The following is a 17,373-nucleotide window of genomic DNA, read 5'->3' on the forward strand; positions in this document are numbered from 1 at the left end:
TCGGTCCACAGCCGCCAGGACGGCACCGCCGGGGGAGCGGACGACAGCAAGCGCCGGTGACAACGCACTCCCCGCGTGCTAGCAAGAGACATGTCTCGCAACCCCCGGATCTCCCAGGACGTCTACGACGTCGTCATCGTCGGCGGTGGCCACAACGGACTGGTCGCCGCCGCCTATCTGGCCCGCGCCGGGCGCTCCGTGCTCCTGCTGGAGCGGCTCGGCACCACGGGCGGCGCGGCGGTGTCGACCCGCGCCTTCGCCGGGGTCGACGCGCGGCTGTCGCGCTACTCCTACCTCGTGTCCCTCCTCCCCGCGAAGATCGTCAGCGAGCTCGGGCTGCGCTTCCAGGTGCGCAAGCGGTCCATCTCGTCGTACACCCCGGCCGTCCGTGACGGGCGGGCCACCGGCCTGCTGGTCGGCGGCGGCGAGGAGCGGACCCGGGCCGCCTTCCGGGAGTTCACCGGCTCCGACGCCGAGTACACCGCCTGGCGGGACTTCTACGGCATGACCGCGCGAGTCGCGCAGCGCGTGTTCCCCACCCTCACCGAGCCGCTGCCCACTCGGAAGGAGCTGCGGGCCCGCATCGGCGACGACGCGGCCTGGCGGATGCTGTTCGAGGAGCCCCTCGGTGTGGCCATCGAGGACCGCTTCCAGGACGACGTGGTGCGCGGCGTCGTCCTCACCGACGGGCTCATCGGCACGTTCGCCGACGCGCACGATCCCGGGCTGGCCCAGAACGTCTGCTTCCTCTACCACGTCATCGGCGGCGGGACCGGCGACTGGGACGTGCCGGTCGGCGGCATGGGCGCCCTCACCGGAGAGCTGGCCCGGGTGGCCCGGGAAGCGGGAGCCGAGCTCGTCACCGGCCACGAGGTCGTCCGGATCGACCCCGACGAGCGGCTCAGCTCGGTCACGTACGACGACGGGTCCGGCGAGGCCACCGTCGGCGCCCGCAAGGTCCTGGTGAACGCCTCGCCCGAGGCTCTGGCCGCGATGCTCGGCGACACCGTCGGCGAACCCGCCGAAGGGGCCCAGCTCAAGGTCAACATGCTGCTGCGCCGCCTGCCCCGGTTGCGGGACACCGCCGTCGATCCGAAGGACGCGTTCGCCGGCACCTTCCACATCTCCGAGAGCTACGACCAGCTGGCGCGCGCCTACCGGGAGGCCGCCGCAGGCCGGCTGCCGTCCGCGCCGCCGTCGGAGATCTACTGCCACTCGCTGACCGATCCGACCATCCTCGGCCCCGAACTGGCCGCGCAGGGCCACCACACCCTGACGATGTTCGGGCTGCACGTCCCGGCGAGGCTGTTCGTCGAGGACAACGAGGGCGCCCGCGACGCTCTCACCAAGGCGGCCCTGGCCGAGCTGGACTCGGTGCTCGACGAGCCCATCGCCGACTGCCTCGCGCTCGACGAGGAGGGCCGCCCCTGCGTCGAGGCCAAGACACCGCTCGACCTGGAGGGGGAGCTGCGGCTGCCCGGCGGCAACATCTTCCACCGCCCGCTGGCCTTCCCGCACGCGACCGAGGAGACGGGACGCTGGGGCGTGGAGACCGCCTGCCCCAACGTCCTGCTGTGCGGCGCCGGAGCCGTGCGCGGCGGCGGTGTGAGCGGCATCCCCGGCCACAACGCCGCGATGGCCGTCCTCGGGGAATGAGACGGCGGCGCTGAACCGGTCCGATGCGGGTACTCGCGCGCGCACCGGGCGGTGCCAAGGCACCGCCCGGCGGCAGACGAAGCGAGAGACGGGAGGTGATCGTCGTGCCGAGTACGCAACCCCCTGCCGGCCCCGGGCCGCACACGTCGGGTGGTGAGCCGGTGGCCGAGCTGGTGCAGCGGGCCTCGCAGCAGCTGACCGAGCTGGTACGCGGCGAGCTACGCCTGGCGCAGGCGGAAATGAAGGAGAAGGGCAAGCGGTACGGCAAGGGCGGCGGGCTGTTCGGCGGAGCCGGCCTCGTCGGGTTCCTGATGCTGCAGGCCTTGGTGGCCACCGCGATCGCCGCCCTGGCGGTGCCGCTGCCGGTGTGGGCCGCAGCCCTCATCGTCACCGCCTGTCTGGGGGTGATCGCCGCGGTGATGGCGCTCACCGGGAAGAAGCAGGTCGACCGGGCCGCACCCCCGACGCCACAGCAGACCATCGAGAACGTCAAGGCCGATGTGGCCGAGATCAAGGAGAGTGCCCACCGATGACCCAGCCCCCGCACGACGAGCCGACCGCCGCCGGCCCCGAGGAACTGCACGAACAGGTGGAGCAGACCCGCCGGCAGCTCGGAGAGACCGTGGAGGCACTGGCGGCCAAGACGGACGTCAAGGCACGCGCCCAGGAGAAGGCCGCCGAGGTCAAGGAGCAGACCACCGCGAAGGCCGGCGAGCTGAAGGAGCAGGCGGCGCTCAAGGCCGAACAGGTGAAGGAGCAGGCGGCGCTCAAGGCCGAACAAGTGAAGGAGCAGGCGGCGCTCAAGGCCGGCGAGGTGAAGGCCAAAGCCGCCGAGGCGGCCGCCCGGGTGCAGGACAAGCTGCCCGACCCCGTCAAGGACAAGGCCGCCCAGGCCGCCGACCAGGCTCGCGGTACAGCGGCCCGGGCCGGTCGGCTGTGGCAGGACAAGGCGCCGGAGCCGGTGCGGACCGGGGCGGCCCGAGGCGGGCAGCTAGTCCGGGACAACCGCGGGCTGCTGCTGGCGGCCGCCGCGGCGACCGGGATCTGGCTGCTGTGCCGCCGGAAGCGGTGAGCGGCGGCGGTCGACCGCGCCGGTCCGCCCTCGCCGTTCCGACCGGCACCTGCCCCGGCTGACACCCGGACAACGGAGGGCCGGCTGCACCCGTGCAGCCGGCCCTCCGGCCCGATCGGCGTACGGCGTCGCCGCACGCCGTCCTCACAGCAGCCGGCGCACGAGCAGGCGGGGACTGCGCCCGACGAGCCACGCGCCGGCCAGACCGATCAGCGAGCCGGCCGCGACGTCGCTGGGATAGTGCGCGCCGGACTGTACGCGCTCGAGCGCCACCGCGATGGCCGGTACGGCGCACAGCAGGCCCGCGACCGGCCAGGTGGGTGCCACGGCAGCGCAGAAGGCGACCGCGGCCGCGGTGTGCCCGGACGGGAAGGACGAGGAGTCGGGCCGGTCGTCGACCTCGTCATGGGGAAACCACTCCCGCGGCGGGCGAGGACGATCGGCCACCTGCTTGCACAGCCCGTTCGACACGAGCTGCGCCACCACCACAGCCCCCAGCCCGGCGGCAGCCGCCCTCCGGCCACGCCGGCCCCCGACCGAGGCCATCACCACGCCGGCTCCGCACCACAGCTTGGTGCTCTCCGCGATCTCCTCGACTCCCGACAGCACCTTGCCCAGCGGCGGCGGAACGCGCCAGGCCGCCTGCCGCGTCAACTCACCATCGACTCGACGCAAGCCTCGTAGCGTGTCCATGGACAGCAGGTATCCCACAGCCGGGCAGGGCAAGCAGCCCGTTTGCCCCTGGTCGTCGCGCCGGCCTCAGCCGGAGGTGAGGGAGCGGACGTCCACCGTCCGCAGTGACGTGTCGGCCCCGGTGCGCTCCAGACGCAGCCGGGCCGCGCGTCCCCGCATCGTCAGCGTCATGAGCTGGTTCCCGAACCACGGCCCGCCCTTCTTGCGCCACCTCACCGGCGGCCGGGAGCACCGGCCGTGGCGCTCGAGGACCTGCCCCAGAAGACGCGCCGGCGCACTCCACCCGAAGCGGAATCCGAGCCGCATCGACAGGGGAACGGAGTTGTGCACCGGGGAGCAGGTGAGCTGGACGACGGGGAGGCTGGGGCCGTCGGACCGCCACGAGGCCTGCGCGACGTAAGCGTGGTGCACATCCCCGGACAGCACGCACACCGTGGCGGGCGCGTCGGGCCGGGAGCCGACCTCGGCGATCAGGTCGGCGAGGTCGGCGAACGAGCGGGGGAAGGCGGCCCAGTGCTCCAAGTCGGCCGCCCGGCGCAGGCGTTCACCGAAGCGGGCCCAGCGCTGTCCGCGCTCCCCGGCGCACAGCGCCGCGTCCCAGGCCTCGGCGTCGTGCACGAGATGCGGAAGCAGCCAGGGCAGCGAGGTGCCGATCAGCAGATGATCGTACGCTCCCACGTCGGCCAGCACCTGCTCGCGCAGCCAGTCGGCCGTACCCGGGTCCAGCATGGAGCGGCGGTCCTCCTGGAGAACCCGCGCCGCCCGGGAGTCCACCATCGCCACCCGGACCCGTCCGACGTCGCGCCGGTAACTGAAGCGGACCGAGGCCGGGTCGGCATCCGCCTTCTCGGCGAGGGCGCGCACCGCGTCCGTGCCGTCCGGCGTGGCGCGCACGGCGGCATACGTGGGGTCGTCGGCCAGCTCGGCGGGGGAGAGGTTGCCCAGGTGCTGGTGCACCCAGTAGGACATCAGTCCGCTCAGCAGCCGTTGCTGCCACCAGTTCGTGGTGCGCATGTCGGCGAGCCACGCGGCGGAGGTGTTCCAGTCGTCGACGATGTCGTGATCGTCGAAGATCATGAAGCTGGGGACGGTGGACAGCAGCCAGCGGATCTCCGGATCGAGCCAGGATTCGTGGTAGAGGCGGCAGTACTCCTCGTAGTCCGCCACCTGACTGCCCGGCGGCTCCTGGAGATCGCGGCGGGTGGCCAGCCAGCCCCGCGTCGCCTCGCTGGTCTCGTCGGCGTACACCTGGTCCCCGAGCAGAAGCAGGACGTCGGGGCGTTGCGCGTCCGGGTCGGACGCCAGCCGCCCGGCCAGCGAGTCGAGGGCGTCGGCACCGACGGGGTCCTTGCCGTCGGCCGGGGGAGCGGCCCAGCGGCACGATCCGAAGGTGATCCGGACGGGGTCGTCGGGGGCACGCACCCGGATGACGGAGGCCGGGAGCCCGGAGTCGGGCAGCGGCCACACCGGGGTGTCGTCCAGAAACACCTCGTAGGACGGTGCGGTACCCGGTTCGAGACCGGTCACCGTGACGAGCGCGTAGTGATGCCCGGCGACCTGGAAGGTCGGTGCCGTGCCGCCCGCGCCGTTCGAACAGCGCACCTCCGCGACGCACGGACGGCTCGTCTCCACCCACACCGTCGCGCACGAGCTGTCGGCGTACCTCAGCAGCGGCCCCAGACACAGTTCGACCAAGGCGACGGACCTCCTGTGTCGCACCTACGGTTGAAACGACGACCGTTGAACCGTACAGGGCGCGGCGGCGGACGGTCCCTTCACCGGTGGCTCTACTGCCCGTTCTCTTCCGTCGAATGCTTGTTCTCGCGTTCGGCGTCCTCGGACGGCTGCTTCTTCCCGGCCTCGGCCTGTTCCTCTTCGAGGTGCTTGCGCACCTCCTCCGGCTTGTCGCCCACCTGGTCCATGACCCGCTCCGATCCTGTGTCCGATCACCCACGTCCGGCCGCGGCGACGTCACGGCAGCACGGTCGCCTCGGCGAGCATGTCCATCACCGCGGGCAGTCCGCCGCGCGCCCACGCCATACGCTGCCGGTCCGCTCCCGTCCCCTGCTGCAGCAGACGGTGGACGAGTGCGGTGACCTGGCGTGCGTCACCGGCTTCCGCCAGCGCCGGCTCGACATGCTCCAGGAGCTGGTACACCACGTCACCGGCGCGGCAGCGCCTGCCCTCGGGGTCGATCAGTTCCTGGCTCAGCCCGTGCCGCGCGGCCTGCCACATCGCCGCCTTCAGCAGCTCGGCGGGCGGCGTCGGCGCCGTGCGGCCTTCCGAGGCCTCGCGCATGGCCGTCAGGGCGAGGCCGCGCACCAGGCCGGCGAAGAGCACGGCGTCATCCGTGCGCGGCTGGACGTCCACGCAGCGGATCTCGACCGTGGGGTAGCGCTCGCACAGCCTGCCCTGCCAGTACAACTGCCCGCGGTCCGCGATCACACCGGTGGCGAGCAGGCGCTGGGCCCGCAGATCGTAGTCCGCGTCGTCCGCGAAGTACGGCGGGATGCCGCTGACCGGCCACCGGTCGAAGACGAGGGTGCGCCAACTGGCGAACCCGGTGTCGTCGCCGTCCCACAAGGGCGAGTTCGCTCCCATGGCGGTCAGTGTCGGGAGCCACGGCCGTATACGGTTCAGTACCTCCACGCCCATCTGCCGACTCGGCACGGCCACATGCACGTGCATGCCGTTGACCATCTGCTCGGCCACGAGCTGCGGCGCCTGGCGCAGCATGGCCTTGTAGCGGGCCTTGTCCGTGACCTGCACGGGAGCGTCGTGCACCATCGGGGAGGTGCCGCTGGCGAGGATGCGGCAGCCGAACCTCTCGGCCGCCTCCACCACGGCGTGCCGCAGTCGCAACAGGTGCCCGCCGGCCTCCTCCAGCGAGTGACAGACCGGAGTGGCGATCTCGACCTGCGCCTGAAGAAGCTCGAGCTGGATCTCGCCGGCGGCCACGAACTGCTCGAGACCGGCCGCCGCCCGTACTTTCTCGCCGTACGCACTCAGCCGTCCCGTGGCCGCGTCGACCAGAAAGTACTCCTCTTCCACACCGACGGTTGTCATCAGTCGTACCCCAACCGCCCGGCACCGCCTCGCGGCAGTGCGATGTCCCGGTCCCCGACACCGATCGTTCCTGATACGTGCCGACCGCGTGGGGCCGTGGCTGAAGAGTGCCTTGCCCTCGTCGTCCCAAACGTGGTGCCCTGTCCGAAAAAGACCATCACGTCACGCGATGGGTGACTGCAATCCGGCTGCCGCGTCACGCTCGACCGGGATGTCCAGCCGGCGTACGACCGTGGTGAGGGCCTGTCCCAGGGGGAGGGCGACGCGGGTGACGGCGTGCGGGTCGCCGCGGGTGGGGTCGCGGTTGACGATCAGTACGGGTTTGCCGGCCTGGGCGGCCTGGCGGACGAAACGCAGCCCTGACATCACGGTGAGTGAGGAGCCGAGGACCAGCAGTGAGGCCGCCCCGTCGACCAGCGTGCGGCAGTGCTCGACCCGCCGGGGCGGGACGTTCTCGCCGAAGAACACCACGTCGGGCTTGAGGATGCCGCCGCAGATCGTGCAGGGCACCACCTGGAAGTCCCCGACCTGGGCGTCGGTGAGGTCGGCGTCACCGTCGGGGTTGATGCCGGCGGCCACCGGCTCGAACCCCGAATTGGCCTCCTCCAGCCGCCGGGCGAGTTCACGGCGGGGGCTGAAGGCGCCGCAGGACAGGCAGACCACGCGGTCCAGGCTGCCGTGGAGTTCGACGACACCGTCGCTGCCGGCGGCCTGGTGCAGCCCGTCGACGTTCTGCGTGATCACGCCGGACAGCAGGCCGTGCCGTGCGAACGCGGCGATGGCCCGGTGCCCGGCGTTGGGGCGGGCACGGCCGAAGGTGCGCCAGCCGAGGTGGCTGCGCGCCCAGTACCGGCGCCGGGCGTGAGCACTGGCGGTGAAGTCCTGGTAGGTCATCGGCGTGTGCCGGCTCAGGCTGCCGCCTTCGCCCCGGTAGTCGGGGATGCCCGACTCGGTGGAGATGCCCGCTCCGCTGAGCACCAGCACACCGCCGGTGCCCAGCGCCTCGGCGACCGGCTGGAGATCGGTGGTGCCTGGCGGCAGGTCCTGGGGCGGGGTCCAGCTCAGTGTCGGGCGCATGCGCATGCCGCAAGGGTACGGAAACCGGCTGCCTTCGGTGCTTCTCGCCGATCCGGACCCTCGGCACCGCATCGAGCGGGCGCGCTACTCGCCGAGGGCATCCACCGGCGCGCCCCGTCCCCACGGCGTGCGGCCGCGTGCCCCGCCCTCACGGCGTGCGGCCGCGTGCCCCGCCCTCACGGCGAGCGGTCGCGCGCCTTGGTCAGTGTGCGGGAGGCCCCGGCCGCAGCGCCCGGAACACCGCCCAGGCGACCGAGACGAAGGGCACCGCCACGACCGCGCCGATCACGCCCGCCACGGTGCCGCCCGCGAGGACCGACAGGGCCACGACGAGTGGGTGCAGGCGGACCGCCCAGCTCATCACCAGGGGATGCAGGACGTGCCCTTCCAGCTGCCCGACGATCACGATGAGCGCCAGCACGACCAGCGCGATGACCGGGCCCCGTCCGGCCAGCGCCACCACCGTGGCCACGCCCAGCGCGAACGGCGAGCCGACCAGCGGTACGAAGGCGGCGAAGAATTCCAGCAGCGCGAGCGGCAACGCCAGCGGCACCTCCAGGACCAGCAGGGCGATCCCGACGAGTACGGCGTTGGTGGAGGCCACGATGATGATGCCCCGCGTGTACCCCGCGAACGCCCGCCAGGCCGCCCGGCCCGCCCGGTCCCACGCCGATCGCGCGCGGCCCGGCACCACCTCGTCGCGCGACCAGGTCCACAGCCGTTCACCGGAGTGGAGGAAGAAGACCGAGGCGAAGAGCGCGAGCGCGCCCCCGGTGACGAGCTCCACGGCGCGGCTGATGCCACTGAGGGCGCTGCTGAGAAGCCCCGCCCGGTGTGTGGACAGGTAGTGGACGATCTCGTCCTGAAAGTCGGACAGTTTGCTGTGGCTCAGCCGGAACGGAGGGCGCTGCAGCCACACTTCGATCCGGTGCACGCCGTCGCGGAACTCGTCGGCCAGTTTCGAGGACTCGTTCACCACTGCGTCCCCCACCAGGGCGAGCAGTCCGAGCAGCACGACGATGCTGCCGGCCAGCGCGAGGGCCACGGCCAGTGGGCGGGGCAGCAGGCGGTCGAGCAGGTCGGTGGCCGGACGCAGCACCGCTGTGATGACCAGGGCGAGGAACAGGGCGACGGCGATGATCTGGAACCGGCCCAGAACGGCGAAGACGCCGTAGACGACGATGCCGACGAGGATCAGCCGCCAGGCGTGGGCCGCGGCGGCGCGCAGCCAGGGACCGGTGTGGTCGGCCGCGGGAGCGGCTGCGCCGACCGTGCGGCGTCGCGCCGGGAGCCGTACCGAGTGCGCGGGGCGGCTGCCCAAGGCCACACGGCCGCCCGTGCGACCCCCGCGCCCCTCGCCGGCCGTCCCGCGACCCGATTCCGCCACCACGCCGCATGCCTCTCGTTCACCGCGAGCCCGGTCACCTGCAGAGCACCGTAAGCACGATCGGGGCGGGGAGCGGACTGCAACGCCGTAGGAGGCACCCGCTCGGTGGGGCACTCCGGGTACCGCAGACCGTGGCCGCGCACGGCGTCCGCAGCCGCGCAGACCGCGCAGGCAAGGCCGGAACCCGGTGCGTACGGCTCACCGGGTTTGTGGGCGTGGTCCGGGGCAAGCCGAAACTCCATGAGTCAAGCGAACAAGGGAACGGATCAGAAGTCCGACACCACGAAGCCGGCGTCTGCCACCCGGTCGCGTGGCACCGCCGGCAAGGAGTCCGCGTCGGCGGCCTCCGGCGGCCTGAAGAGGGCGCAGGCCAAGGCCGCTGACGGGGTGTCGACCGCGCGGACCGGGGCGGGACGGGCCGCGGACGAGGCGGCCGGCGCCGTGAACGCGGCGGCCCGGGGCCTCGACGCGGGCCGGCGTGCGGCGATCACCGCCTCCGGACAGGTGGGCGCGGCGGCGAGGACCGCATGGACGGTCGTCGCCCGGCGCAAGCTCGTGGCGGTGGGGGTCGGCGCCGGTGCGACGGCGCTCAGCGCGGCGTCCTACGCCCTGGGCCGCCGCTCGTCACGAGGCCCGCAGGGGCCGCTCACCCGGCTGACGGGCGGCCGCATCTGACGGGACGGGCAGGGGCCCGGCGGCGGAACGCCGCCGGGCCCCTGCCCTGCCACCGCCCGGATCCGGGCGTCGTCCGGCTCTCCGCTCCGTCAGGCGAGTGCCGCCTGCAGCGTGGGGCGGCACTCGATGACCGTGTCGATGGCGACGAGTTGCAGGGTGCGCAACACGGGCCCCGTCGGTGCCGCCAGGCGCAGCCAGCCACCGGCCCCGGTGAGCGCGTTGTGGGCGGTGAGAAGGATGTTGATTCCCGTGGAGTCCATGAACGTCACCTCCGCCAGGTCCACGACCACCCTGGGATGGGCGGCCCGTGCCGCGTCCAGCGCCTCCCTCAGATGCCTGCCCGTGTCGTGATCGATCTCGCCCGCCACGGTCAGCACCTGGATGTCCGCAGCGGTCGACGATTCGACCGACAGACCGCTCCGACGCTGTGCGGGTCCCCCGTGTTCGCCGTCGTCTCCGGGGTGCGCACGTCTTTCCTCTGCCATGCGGGCGATACTGGCATACCCGTGCCCCGGCCGAAACGCCTGGTCCGGCGCCGGGGGCGCGTGCGGGTCTGTGGGCCGAGAGAGGGGTGTGAGGCGCTGTCCGGGCGTGGGTGGGTACGCGAGGGGTGTGAAGCACGGAGTGAAGGCGGTCAGGGTGGATTCGGTTCCGTGGGGTGACGGCGGTGTGATAGTGGATGCGCGGATCATGCGGACCACGGTGGCCCTGGGCGGGAACAGCGCGCGGATCGCCCAGGCCCGGCACTGTGCGGCGGCCTTTCTCGCGCGCATACGGACGGACCACGGGGTGCCGGTCTCGCAGCGGGCGCTGGATGTGACCCAGTTGGTGGTGAGCGAGTTGGTCACGAACGCGCAGAAGTACGCACCGGGCCCCGTCACGATGGACCTGAGGATCGTCGACGACCTGGTCGAGGTGGCCGTCTCGGACTCCGATCCGGCCCTGCCGGAGGCGCGGACCGCGGACGCGGGCAGGGTGGGACAGCACGGCCTGGAGATCGTACGGGCCGTCGCCCAGGCGTTCGACGTGCACCGGCAATCGGTCGGCAAACGGGTCACCGCTCGCATCGCTCTGTACGACGGCGCCGCCGACCGGACCTGAGCGCTTCCGCGAGCCCCCTGTACCTTGGCACCCCTAGGTGTTCGCTCAGGTGCGATGAGGACGAGGTGAGGTTGATGACCGCGCTCGCGGCCACCGCGTGCGGCGTCCGGGTCTCCCTCACGTCCCGGGCCGTGGCCTGACCCGCCCTGACCGCCCTCGCCGGGAGCGTGAGCCCGCGAGGCGCCCGCCCGGACATCACCTGGAAGGGAACGTCCTTCACCATGCGCAACTGGATCACGCGTGCCGAGACCAGCGCCGACATCCCAGCCGTCCATGACATCGACCTGGCCGCGTTCGAGACCGGGCTGGAGGCCGCCCTCGTCGACGCGCTGCGCGCGGACTCGTCCTGGATCGAGGGCCTGTCCCTCGTCTGCGCGGACGACACCGGACACCTCGTCGGGCACGCGCTGCTGACCCGCTGCCACATCGGTGACGTGCCGGCCCTGGCCCTGGGACCGGTGGCCGTGCGGCCCGGGCAGCAGAGGAGCGGCGCGGGCTCCGCGGTCGTGCGTGCGGCGCTCGCGGCGGCCCGGGACAGGGGCGAGCGCTACGTCGTCGTCCTGGGGCACCCCGCCTACTACCCCCGGTTCGGCTTCACCCGGGCCTCGGCCCATGGCATCCGCCTGACGATCGAGGTCCCGGACGAGGCCCTCATGGCGCTCGCCCTGGACGCCGGCCACCCGCTGCCCGGCGGAACCGTTCACTACGCAGCCCCGTTCGGCATCTGAGCGGCGCCGGGAGCCGCGACGGCCCGGCGCCTGGATGGAGGCGCCGGGGCGGGGTGGTCAGGCCTGAGGCGAGTCGAGACCGAGCTCGTGGTTCTTGATCGCCTCACGGACGGCGCCCACGAAACCGTTCCAGAAGCGGTCGGCGTAGGGGCTGTCGGCGCTCGGCACGCCGGCCGTCGTCCTGCGCTTGGCCGCGCCGGAGAAGTCGCCGAACATCGCCTTGCGCAGGGCGGTGGACATCTCCATCTGGGCGCCGACGCCGGTGCGGGTGCGATTGACGATGTTGGCCGGGTCGTCGCCGTTGATCGGGTCGGTGGCGCCGGCGAAGACGACGGTCACGTCCCAGTCGGCGTTGCCCGTGTTGGTGGTCAGGCCGTGCCTCGTGAAGGCGGCCTTCAGGTTCCGCTTCAGGCGCTCGTCCCGCCCACCGATGTTGATCTTCTTCACGGTGGTGTCGTCGAAGCCGTGCAGGGATACGGCGTACAGGTTGCCGGTGGTGACGGCGAGGGCGGCCGGGTCGTCGCAGTGGGTGGACGTCACGTGCTGCGAGGAGGAGTTGGCCAGGGCCTCGAACATCCAGTAGTCCCGCTGCGTCTCACCCGGCACGGCCGCGCTCGCGGGGTCGGTGTTGTAGTCGAAGGGGGTGTACCCCGCGATGGCCATGCACAGCTCGCTGGTACCCGACTCGATCCCGCCGCCGTGCGGCGCGATCACCGCGGTACTGCTGACGGGGCTGCTCGTGGTGCGGGCATTGTCGGTGATCTGAGCCGGCGCGCCGATGCGGAACCGGCGCATCCAATCGGTGCCCTCCTTGTCCGCGGTGAGGGTGTACAGCTCGGTGTTGGAGCCGTACTGGTCGGCCGCGGCGGCCGGCGTGGCGCCGTTGCCCACCACGGCGTTGAGCGTGGGCACGGCGGCGGCGACGGCGGCGACGGAAGCGAGGACGGTGCGTCTGCTGGTGTTCTTCACGCCGGTGATCCTGCACCATGGCCCGGCAGTCGTGGACGGGGGGTGGCACCGCTCGGCGCACCGGACCCCGAACCGCCTGATGCCGGCTGCGGGGGACGGCCCTGTCACCCCGTCAGTCTTCGGCCACCTGGGAGAGAGCTTCCGTGATCATGCGGGTGGCGAAGTCCTGGTCGTCGGTGATGCGGTTGATGTGCTCGGCGAGCAGGAACGCGGTGGCTTCCAGGGGCGTCAGCTCCGTCTCGGTCCAGTAGCCGTACTGTTTGCGCCACAGGCTGGGGCTCAGACCGGTGCCCGCGGCGACGACCAGGCCGGCCATGGTGGGGATGGCCTCGGGGCGCACACTCTTGGTCATCATGCGCATCGAGGCGACGAGGTTGGGCACCACGCATTCGATGACGTCCTTGTCGTGGTCCTCGTAGGCCATCCTCAGCCACTGCATGAACATGTAGATGAGGGTGCAGGCGCCGTCCAGCAGGTCGTCGACGCCATCGGGGCCCAGGGAGGCCGCGAACTGGTCGACGAGCGCCTGTTGTTCGGGGTCGGTCCGTGTCCTGCGGTCGTAGACGGCCTTGAGCCGGGAGTCGACCATCATGAGCGCCGCACCCACATCGCCGGCGGGTGCGTGCAGGGGGTCACAGGGTGACGACACGGGACTTCCTCCTCGTGCGACCTCGGTGGGCAACTGCGCCGTGTCCGTACAGTAGACCGCCGCCGAGTCGGGGTGCGGGCGAATCCGGGATCGGCCGCGCCGGCAAGGCGTGACCGCGCCTGCGCGCGCGTTGCGTCAGTTGTCCGGTTTCCAGGCCGCAACCAGGGCGAGCAGGCCGGGGAAGCGGGTGTCGAGTGCTCGGAATCTCGGTGTTCGCGCCCGGCATCACCGCCACGTCCTTCGTGCTCTCACTCGGCCCGTCGTTGCTGGCCGGTCTGCTGGACACCACCAGCCGGATCGTCTCCGGTGCCATGGCCTTCGCGATGTTCCTGTCCGCCACCGGCGTCCAGTTCGCGGTGCGCAGGCTGCCCCGGCGTACCGTCCTTGCCGCCGGAGCGGTCAGCACCTCCCTGAGCATGACCGCGCTGATGGCCGCCGTGCACACCTCCTCCGTGCCCGTGCTGATCGCCGCCGCACTGCTCGCCGGCGTCGGCCAGGGCATGGGACAACTCGGCGGACTGTCGCTGCTCAACTCCGCGGTTCCAGCCCAGCGGCTGGCCGAGGCCAACGCGGCGCTGAACGTGGGCGGATACATTCCGGCGGGCCTGCTCCCGGTGTCCGCCGGCTACCTCAGCGACGCCCTGGGCCTGACCACCGGAGCGACCGTGTTCGCCGCGACCCTGCTGGGCCTCGCCGTCATCGGTGGACTGGTGGTCCTCCTCGCCGCCCGTCGCCGCACACCGCAGCCCACGGGGCGCTGACGCGAGGCGTCACGGAACCGGCGGCGCGCGCGAAGGTGGTGGGAAAAAGGGCGTGCTGCCAGCCGTAGCGGCCTTCACTCAGTGCTCCGTCGCCGCGTAGTGGCGGTGGCAGGCGCGGAGCATGACCTGTGCCGAGAGGGTGAAGAGGTTTCCGAACTCCCGCTGCTGCGGGGCGAGTCGGCCCACCGCCACGCAGTCCCCGTCTGCCACGTTACGGCTGATCAGGTGCCGGGCGCCTGGCGGGCGCGGTTGCTCCAGGTCCGCGCCGAGGGCGCCCGCGTCATCGGTGCCGGGTCGGGCCGACCCGGCAACCGATGTTGGTGTGCGCACCCTGTTGACAGCCCTCGCCGGCTACCTATCATCAATCCCTGTCCGTCAATACGACCAATGTTCGATATTTCGACCATCTGTCTCATGACAGGTGCATGACCGGCTCCCTCGTCCGGCGGCTGACTCCGCCCCCCACTCATCCCAGGAGACCGTGCATGTCTTCCCCCTTCACCCGCTCGAGGCAGGGCTCGCTCGCCCTGTTGGCGCTGGCACTGGCCATGGTGACCGCCCTGCTCGGCGGCCGCGCCTCCGCCGACGCGCACGCCGCGGCCGCCGGCACGCGCCCCTGCGACCTCTACGCCTCCGGGGGCACCCCCTGCGTGGCCGCACACAGCACGACCCGCGCGCTGTACTCCGCGTACAGCGGCCGCCTCTACCAGGTCAAACGCGCCTCGGACGGCGCCACCCGCGACATCGGCGCGCTCGGCGCGGGCGGCTACGCCGACGCCGCCGCACAGGACTCCTTCTGCGCGGGCACGAGCTGCCTCATCACCGTCATCTACGACCAGTCCGGCCGCGGCAACCACCTCACCCAGGCGCCGCCCGGAGGGTTCTCCGGCCCCGCCGCCGGCGGATACGACAACCTCGCCGAAGCGTCCGCCGCGCCGGTCACCGTCGGCGGCCACAAGGCGTACGGCGTCTTCATCGCCCCCGGCACCGGCTACCGCAACAACCACACCAGCGGCATCGCGACCGGAGACCAGCCGGAGGGCATGTACGCGATCCTCGACGGCAGCCACTACAACGGCGGTTGCTGCTTCGACTACGGCAACGCCGAGACCAACAGCCGGGACAACGGCAACGGCACGATGGAGGCCATCTACTTCGGCAACATCAAGGTGTGGGGCTACGGAACCGGCAACGGCCCCTGGGTGATGGCCGACCTGGAGAACGGCCTGTTCTCCGGCGTCAACCCGGGCTACAACGCGAACGACCCCAGCGTCAGCCACCGGTTCCTCACCGCGATCGTCAAGGGCGGCTCGAACAAGTGGGCCATCCGCGCCGGCAACGCGCAGTCCGGCGGACTGTCCACCTACTACAGCGGACCGCGCCCCAACGCCTCGGGCTACAACCCGATGAAGAAGGAAGGCGCCATCATCCTCGGTATCGGCGGCGACAACAGCAACGGATCCGCCGGCACCTTCTACGAGGGAGTGATGACCTCCGGCTACCCGTCGGACGCGACCGAGAACGCCGTGCAGGCCGACATCAATGCGGTCGGCTACACGGCCCCCGCACCGGCCGGCGGCCTCACGGCGGGCGCCAGGGTGTCGCTGCGGGCCACCACGTCCTGCTGCACCGGCGAGTACCTCCGGCACGACAGCGCGGACAGCAACGCGGCCATCTCGGCGGTGTCGTCCTCCAGTTCCTCCGCCGACAAGGCGGCCGCCACCTGGATCGTGCGGGCCGGTCTGGGCGACGCCTCCTGCGTCTCCTTCGAGTCCGCCGACAAGCCGGGCCAGTACCTGCGCCACTACGACTTCCGGCTGCGCGTCGACACCATCGACAGCAGCGCGCTGTCCCGGCAGGACGCCACGTTCTGCCCGCAGACCGGTCACAACGGGCAGGGCGTGTCGCTCCGGTCCGCCAACTACCCCGCCGACTTCCTGCGCCACTACGAACACGCCGTCTACATCGCCGGTGACGGAGGATCCCACGCCTGGGACAACGCCGCACTCTGGGCCGACGACACCAGCTGGGCCGTAACCACCCCCTGGGCCTGACGCGTACCCGGGGCGGGTGGGGGCACTCGGCCGAGGCCCCCACCCGCCCCCCGCGCGCCGCGGAGGGCCCCGACGGAGGAGGTTCCCGTGTGCCGCCTGTTCGGCCTCAGCAGCGCTCCGCGACGGACGCACGCCACCTTCTGGCTCCTGGACGCCCCCGACAGTCTCAGCAAGCAGAGCCACCGCGACCCCGACGGCACCGGCCTCGGCCACTTCACCGCCGACGGCACCCCCCGCGTCGCCAAGGCACCCATCGCGGCCTACCGCGACCGCGCCTTCGCACGGGAGGCCCGGCAGGAGGAGTCGGCGACCTTCATCGCCCATGTGCGCTTCGCCTCCACCGGCAGCCTGGATGTCCGTAACACCCATCCCTTCGAGCAGGAGGGGCGGCTCTTCGCGCACAACGGGGTGATCGAGGGCCTCGACGCACTCGACGACCACCTGGGGGAGGACCGCTCACTGGTCCGGGGCGACACCGACTCCGAGCGCTTCTTCGCCCTGATCAGCCGGGAGACCCGACGACACGACGGCGACGTCACCACCGGCATCCGCCAGGCCGCCCGCTGGATCGCCGAGCACCTGCCCGTCTACGCCATGAACCTGATCCTCATCACCCCACAGGAGCTGTGGGCACTGCGCTACCCGGACACCCACGGCCTGTACGTCCTGCAGCGCCCGGCGGGCGGCCAGCACGGCAGCAGGCACCTCGACCACAGCGGCAGCGACGGCCGGATGCGCGTCCACTCGGCGCCCCTCGCCGACCACCCCGCCGTCATCGTCGCCAGCGAGCGCATGGACGACAACCCGCACTGGCGCCCGATGGAGTCCGGTGAGCTCCTCCACGTCGGCCCCGATCTGCGCACCACCCACCGGGTCGTCCTGCCGGACCCTCCGGCCCACCGGCTCACCCTCGACGATCTGCATCCCGACGCGGCAGCCTCGCAGAAGGCCGCCTGATCCGTCCCTCATGACGCCCGGCCCGCCGTCCGGCTCAGTCCGCCGCCCCCGGCCCGGTCGCCCCGGCCCGGTCCGAGAGGAAGATCACGCCGGGCCAGGCCGTCTTGGCCATGCACGCGTCACGCGGTACGGTCTGTCCGATATCGACGACGGCGAGACGGAAGCCGGTGGGAATCCGGCACGGTCGCGCCACTGTATGCGAAGCCCTGAGGAGGGGTGCTCGCGAGTCAGACCCGTGGCCGTCGTCCAGTGCACCACCGAGATGGGACGCGAACTCCCAGAGGAGGCCCTGCCATGGCCCAGCACGTCGCCCAGCCGACTGCCACCACCCCCGCTGTTCCCGCCACGCTGCCGTTGAAGGCGATCGCCCCCTGGGCGGTCTTCGCCGGCGTCCTGATGCTGGTCCTGCTGTACTTCGTCGGCGCCGAGCAGGGCGCCACCGCCGTGTTCGACGGCACGGACGTCCACGAGTGGGTGCACGACGCCCGCCACCTGCTCGGTTTCCCCTGCCACTGACGTCAGGGACGC

19 protein-coding genes, 1 pseudogene and 1 riboswitch are annotated in these 17,373 nt (G+C 72.1%); of the genes and pseudogenes, 10 read left to right on the forward strand and 10 right to left on the reverse strand.

From position 1 onward, the window contains the following. Nucleotides 1-90: 90 nt before the first annotated feature. From AB0J12_RS05445 to AB0J12_RS05455, 3 genes are all read left to right on the forward strand, one after another. Nucleotides 91-1,656: an NAD(P)/FAD-dependent oxidoreductase gene (locus AB0J12_RS05445; protein ID WP_363262879.1), complete on the forward strand. Its 1,566-nt coding sequence runs from the start codon at nt 91-93 to the stop codon at nt 1,654-1,656. A gap of 161 nt (nt 1,657-1,817) precedes the next feature. Continuing rightward, entirely contained in the window at nt 1,818-2,189 is a 372-nt protein-coding gene (locus AB0J12_RS05450) for a phage holin family protein (RefSeq protein ID WP_361624062.1), read from the forward strand. Further along, nucleotides 2,186-2,728, forward strand: coding sequence for a DUF3618 domain-containing protein (locus tag AB0J12_RS05455; RefSeq protein ID WP_363262880.1), 543 nt, complete (start codon nt 2,186-2,188; stop codon nt 2,726-2,728). Before AB0J12_RS05450 ends, AB0J12_RS05455 begins: the two co-directional genes overlap by 4 nt. A gap of 144 nt (nt 2,729-2,872) precedes the next feature. Here AB0J12_RS05455 and AB0J12_RS05460 read toward each other — a convergent pair whose 3' ends face one another. The 6 genes from AB0J12_RS05460 to AB0J12_RS05485 all read right to left on the reverse strand — a co-directional run bounded on the left by AB0J12_RS05460 (nt 2,873) and on the right by AB0J12_RS05485 (nt 8,891). Further along, nucleotides 2,873-3,403 carry a phosphatase PAP2 family protein gene (locus AB0J12_RS05460; protein WP_363262881.1) on the reverse strand — a complete coding sequence of 177 codons (531 nt, stop codon included), beginning with the start codon at nt 3,401-3,403 and terminating at the stop codon, nt 2,873-2,875. An 84-nt stretch (nt 3,404-3,487) separates the two neighbouring features. Next, complete coding sequence (locus AB0J12_RS05465; protein ID WP_363262882.1) at nt 3,488-5,116, reverse strand: alkaline phosphatase D family protein; 1,629 nt, start codon at nt 5,114-5,116, stop codon at nt 3,488-3,490. A gap of 92 nt (nt 5,117-5,208) precedes the next feature. Then, a complete protein-coding gene (locus AB0J12_RS05470) occupies nt 5,209-5,343 on the reverse strand; it encodes a hypothetical protein (protein ID WP_363262883.1) in 135 nt (44 codons plus the stop codon). A 49-nt stretch (nt 5,344-5,392) separates the two neighbouring features. Next, nucleotides 5,393-6,487 carry a glutamate--cysteine ligase gene (locus AB0J12_RS05475; RefSeq protein WP_363262884.1) on the reverse strand — a complete coding sequence of 365 codons (1,095 nt, stop codon included), beginning with the start codon at nt 6,485-6,487 and terminating at the stop codon, nt 5,393-5,395. A 162-nt stretch (nt 6,488-6,649) separates the two neighbouring features. Then, nucleotides 6,650-7,570, reverse strand: a complete 921-nt coding sequence (locus tag AB0J12_RS05480) for an NAD-dependent protein deacetylase (RefSeq protein WP_363262885.1) — start codon at nt 7,568-7,570, stop codon at nt 6,650-6,652. A gap of 196 nt (nt 7,571-7,766) precedes the next feature. After that, entirely contained in the window at nt 7,767-8,891 is a 1,125-nt protein-coding gene (locus tag AB0J12_RS05485; protein WP_363262886.1) for an AI-2E family transporter, read from the reverse strand. Between the two features lie 300 nt (nt 8,892-9,191). On the opposite strand from AB0J12_RS05485, the gene AB0J12_RS05490 reads away from it, so the two are divergent. Further along, a complete protein-coding gene (locus AB0J12_RS05490; RefSeq protein ID WP_363262887.1) occupies nt 9,192-9,626 on the forward strand; it encodes a hypothetical protein in 435 nt (144 codons plus the stop codon). A gap of 89 nt (nt 9,627-9,715) precedes the next feature. On the opposite strand, the gene AB0J12_RS05495 is transcribed toward AB0J12_RS05490, so the two are convergent. Continuing rightward, nucleotides 9,716-10,111 carry an STAS domain-containing protein gene (locus AB0J12_RS05495; protein ID WP_363262888.1) on the reverse strand — a complete coding sequence of 132 codons (396 nt, stop codon included), beginning with the start codon at nt 10,109-10,111 and terminating at the stop codon, nt 9,716-9,718. A 205-nt stretch (nt 10,112-10,316) separates the two neighbouring features. On the opposite strand from AB0J12_RS05495, the gene AB0J12_RS05500 reads away from it, so the two are divergent. Further along, nucleotides 10,317-10,727 (forward strand): ATP-binding protein, encoded by a 411-nt coding sequence (locus tag AB0J12_RS05500; protein WP_363262889.1) that lies wholly within the window; start codon nt 10,317-10,319, stop codon nt 10,725-10,727. Between the two features lie 221 nt (nt 10,728-10,948). Further along, entirely contained in the window at nt 10,949-11,455 is a 507-nt protein-coding gene (locus AB0J12_RS05505; RefSeq protein ID WP_363262890.1) for an N-acetyltransferase, read from the forward strand. Nucleotides 11,456-11,512: 57 nt separating this feature from the next. Here the strand turns inward: AB0J12_RS05505 and AB0J12_RS05510 are convergent, their stop codons facing one another. Together AB0J12_RS05510 and AB0J12_RS05515 are read right to left on the reverse strand one after the other, a co-directional pair. Next, nucleotides 11,513-12,424, reverse strand: a complete 912-nt coding sequence (locus AB0J12_RS05510; RefSeq protein ID WP_363262891.1) for a poly-gamma-glutamate hydrolase family protein — start codon at nt 12,422-12,424, stop codon at nt 11,513-11,515. Between the two features lie 112 nt (nt 12,425-12,536). Continuing rightward, a complete protein-coding gene (locus AB0J12_RS05515; protein ID WP_363262892.1) occupies nt 12,537-13,073 on the reverse strand; it encodes a hypothetical protein in 537 nt (178 codons plus the stop codon). Nucleotides 13,074-13,249: 176 nt separating this feature from the next. Between AB0J12_RS05515 and AB0J12_RS05520 the strand changes: the two are divergent. Further along, a pseudogene (locus AB0J12_RS05520) lies at nt 13,250-13,834 on the forward strand (MFS transporter); the annotation flags it as partial. A gap of 78 nt (nt 13,835-13,912) precedes the next feature. On the opposite strand, the gene AB0J12_RS05525 reads toward AB0J12_RS05520, so the two are convergent. Continuing rightward, nucleotides 13,913-14,044: a hypothetical protein gene (locus AB0J12_RS05525; protein WP_363262893.1), complete on the reverse strand. Its 132-nt coding sequence runs from the start codon at nt 14,042-14,044 to the stop codon at nt 13,913-13,915. Nucleotides 14,045-14,319: 275 nt separating this feature from the next. Here AB0J12_RS05525 and AB0J12_RS05530 point away from each other — a divergent pair, with 275 nt between their 5' ends. The 3 genes from AB0J12_RS05530 to AB0J12_RS05540 all read left to right on the forward strand — a co-directional run bounded on the left by AB0J12_RS05530 (nt 14,320) and on the right by AB0J12_RS05540 (nt 17,361). Then, complete coding sequence (locus AB0J12_RS05530; RefSeq protein WP_363262894.1) at nt 14,320-15,888, forward strand: alpha-L-arabinofuranosidase B; 1,569 nt, start codon at nt 14,320-14,322, stop codon at nt 15,886-15,888. An 87-nt stretch (nt 15,889-15,975) separates the two neighbouring features. Beyond that, on the forward strand, nt 15,976-16,845 hold the full coding sequence (locus AB0J12_RS05535; protein WP_363262895.1) for a class II glutamine amidotransferase: 870 nt from the start codon (nt 15,976-15,978) through the stop codon (nt 16,843-16,845). A 113-nt stretch (nt 16,846-16,958) separates the two neighbouring features. Then, nucleotides 16,959-17,103: riboswitch (cobalamin riboswitch) on the forward strand. A 36-nt stretch (nt 17,104-17,139) separates the two neighbouring features. After that, nucleotides 17,140-17,361 (forward strand): CbtB-domain containing protein, encoded by a 222-nt coding sequence (locus AB0J12_RS05540; RefSeq protein WP_363262896.1) that lies wholly within the window; start codon nt 17,140-17,142, stop codon nt 17,359-17,361. Nucleotides 17,362-17,373 lie beyond the last annotated feature (12 nt).

The sequence above is a fragment of the Streptomyces sp. NPDC049915 genome (assembly GCF_040656475.1).
Lineage (GTDB): Bacteria > Actinomycetota > Actinomycetes > Streptomycetales > Streptomycetaceae > Streptomyces.

Bases quoted from the DNA above. Each gene is read 5' to 3' on its own strand.
- AB0J12_RS05505 (WP_363262890.1), top strand. From the start codon at position 10,949: ATGCGCAACTGGATCACGCGTGCCGAGACCAGCGCCGACATCCCAGCC.
- AB0J12_RS05480 (WP_363262885.1), bottom strand. From the start codon at position 7,570: ATGCGCATGCGCCCGACACTGAGCTGGACCCCGCCCCAGGACCTGCCG.
- AB0J12_RS05500 (WP_363262889.1), top strand. From the start codon at position 10,317: ATGCGGACCACGGTGGCCCTGGGCGGGAACAGCGCGCGGATCGCCCAG.
- AB0J12_RS05470 (WP_363262883.1), bottom strand. From the start codon at position 5,343: ATGGACCAGGTGGGCGACAAGCCGGAGGAGGTGCGCAAGCACCTCGAA.
- AB0J12_RS05490 (WP_363262887.1), top strand. From the start codon at position 9,192: ATGAGTCAAGCGAACAAGGGAACGGATCAGAAGTCCGACACCACGAAG.
- AB0J12_RS05530 (WP_363262894.1), top strand. From the start codon at position 14,320: ATGTCTTCCCCCTTCACCCGCTCGAGGCAGGGCTCGCTCGCCCTGTTG.
- AB0J12_RS05445 (WP_363262879.1), top strand. From the start codon at position 91: ATGTCTCGCAACCCCCGGATCTCCCAGGACGTCTACGACGTCGTCATC.
- AB0J12_RS05475 (WP_363262884.1), bottom strand. From the start codon at position 6,487: ATGACAACCGTCGGTGTGGAAGAGGAGTACTTTCTGGTCGACGCGGCC.
- AB0J12_RS05540 (WP_363262896.1), top strand. From the start codon at position 17,140: ATGGCCCAGCACGTCGCCCAGCCGACTGCCACCACCCCCGCTGTTCCC.
- AB0J12_RS05495 (WP_363262888.1), bottom strand. From the start codon at position 10,111: ATGGCAGAGGAAAGACGTGCGCACCCCGGAGACGACGGCGAACACGGG.
- AB0J12_RS05455 (WP_363262880.1), top strand. From the start codon at position 2,186: ATGACCCAGCCCCCGCACGACGAGCCGACCGCCGCCGGCCCCGAGGAA.